This is a genomic window from bacterium (assembly GCA_024228115.1).
Lineage (GTDB): Bacteria > Myxococcota_A > UBA9160 > UBA9160 > UBA6930.
This window is the reverse complement of the sequence record JAAETT010000042.1, coordinates 1-1,877: the sequence shown is the minus strand read 5'-3', so window position 1 is coordinate 1,877 and position 1,877 is coordinate 1. Positions and strand designations below refer to the sequence as shown.

The window sequence follows — 1,877 nt, the reverse complement described above, 5'->3', positions numbered from 1 at the left end:
TGATTCTGCCGACTCGAAGTGCCGGTCGTCGTTGCAATCTTCGTCCTTCCCTCACCCATTGTTGAGCTTCCTCGACCCAATGCTTGGGCCTCGTAGGCCCAACGCTAGGCTTGGGAGGCCCCTCCTTCGTTTCTTCCGGGACCACGGTCTCACCCCCTCCTCGAGGCCCATGTATCCCTACCATGGGAGGGTCATCAGGATACAACTGGGTATGGGCGGTGAGCCGCGTCCTTGTTTTCTTGCGGACTTGACCAGACGCAAGGAGCTCCTTTCTTGGCAGTAGCACATGTCGCAACGCCACAGTCATCGTCTTCCGAGGTAGAGTGCCTGGGCCAAGATCGATGACGCAGCTTGTGCCACTATGGCTCCATCTTTTGGCATTGGTGGAACACACCAAGAATGGGCCTTTCCAAAGGCACTCCAATTTCTTGGTTGGCCGTGCCAATGCGCCCATGTCACACCAAAGGACCCGATCTCCTGCCTTTATCTCCTGTCGATGAACTTTGCGGTCGAAGTAGTCTTTGTTGACAGCGTTCATGCTTTCAATCCGAAGTTTGGCCGTCTGCCAGTAGATTGGCAATTTGCGTGCCAACGTGTCCCACCAACTCAGCGGGTCCACAGTGTAGGGTGAACGAGCTGTTGATAGGGCGGTTGCTGAAGGCAAATTCGGATTGCGACCAAAAAGCAGTTGGTATGGTGCAAACTTCGTTGTCGAGTGTGGCGTGGCGTTGTAGCCCATGAGAACGGTCGCCAGGTTCTCATCCCAAGACAAAGGATCGCCGTAACACACTTTAGACAACATGCCCAAGAGTGTTCGGTTCATCCTTTCCGTCTGGCCATCCGCCGCTGGATGGAACGCCATCGTGAAGTTCTGCTTGTAGCCAAAGAACGTGGACACTTCCTTCAAAATTTTCGAAGTGAAACATGCCCCGTTGTCTGACAATATGCGTTCTGGGAATCCAATCCCAGATTCCAGCAAGCAGTGCACCAATGCTTCACCAACAGTTTCAGCCTTCTCGTCCTTCATAGGGTAGGCCATCACGAATTTGGAAAGTGTATCTACGATGACTAAGACACACACATTCCCATTGCGCAATCGGCAAACCTTCAGGACATCCATCGTTAAGAGTTCCCATGGTTGACTGGTGCTGATTGAGTGCAACGGCCCTTCTCGCTTACGCCCCTGACCCGAATGCGAAGCGCACACCATACAAGACCACACGTGGGTCTTGATATGGGCCAACATATTCGGCCAGTAGTAGCGTAACGAAGTGGCCATATACGTCTTGTGGACACCCTGGTGTCCTTGTCCATCATGCATCTCAATCAGGATCTGGGAACGTTCCGACTCGGGCACATAGACTCTCCACTGAGGTTCCTGTGTAACTGAATCCGCGATTCGGTAGTACACCACTCCATCGATCACCTGGAGTCGGGGCGCGTTATCCAGCACCCATCTACGGAACTCCTCAGGAATTTCTGAGTCTGTATCTGCCAAGTACCCTTTGATGGCCTGGATTCGAGCATCCGCATTCTGCAGTTGCTCTACACTCTTCGGAGTGTTATCCTCAGGCGTCGGTTGACGATGGTTCTTCGGAGTCATAGCAATATGGGAATTTCTGTCGTGACGTTTCTGCTGTTGTTTCTTTTTCAATGATTCTCGCCACTTTTTGTTCCGTCTGCTTTTCGCAAGCAGCAAGCGATTCCAATGGATCAATCGATCCATCATCAGACCGGTGTTTTCTGGTGTCGGCGTCATTAGATAGGATCCCCCCTTTCTCGAGGGTTCACCCCCTCCTCTGACGACATGACACCTGACGATACTGTCGTCTTCTAAATCGAGTGCCTTCTCATTTGATTCCAATGGCAATGCATGA

Annotated in this window: 1 protein-coding gene; it reads right to left on the bottom strand. The window is 52.1% G+C overall.

The genetic code is table 11. The features are described 5' to 3' along the window. Positions 1 to 1,759 (bottom strand): transposase family protein (locus tag GY937_01370; GenBank protein ID MCP5055355.1); only part of this gene is annotated, 1,759 nt, incomplete at its 3' end. Between the last annotated feature and the right edge of the window lie 118 nt (positions 1,760 to 1,877).